1 rRNA gene is annotated in these 331 nt (G+C 57.7%); it reads left to right on the forward strand.

Annotated elements, in window-relative coordinates:
• Positions 1-331, forward strand: a 23S ribosomal RNA gene (locus tag V6B97_RS17485); the annotation flags it as partial.

Below are 331 nucleotides of genomic sequence, written 5' to 3' on the forward strand. Positions count from 1 at the left end.
GAAACATCTCAGTACCCGGAGGAAAGGAAATCAAGCGAGACTCCCAAAGTAGCGGCGAGCGAAATGGGACCAGCCCAAACCGGTTGGTTTCGACCAGCCGGGGTTGTAGGACCCCAACGTGGGATTGGCTACTAGGCAGGAGAAGAGAGCTGGAAAGCTCCGCCATAGCAGGTGACAGCCCTGTATCCGAACCCGAACGTCACCCTAGGGGCACCTGAGTACCGCGGGGCACGTGAAACCCCGTGGGAATCCGGGAGGACCATCTTCCAAGGCTAAGTATTCGCTGGCGACCGATAGTGCACCAGTACCGTGAGGGAAAGGTGAAAAGAAC

The organism is Nitratidesulfovibrio sp. 1201_IL3209 (assembly GCF_036763125.1).
Taxonomy (GTDB): domain Bacteria; phylum Desulfobacterota; class Desulfovibrionia; order Desulfovibrionales; family Desulfovibrionaceae; genus Cupidesulfovibrio.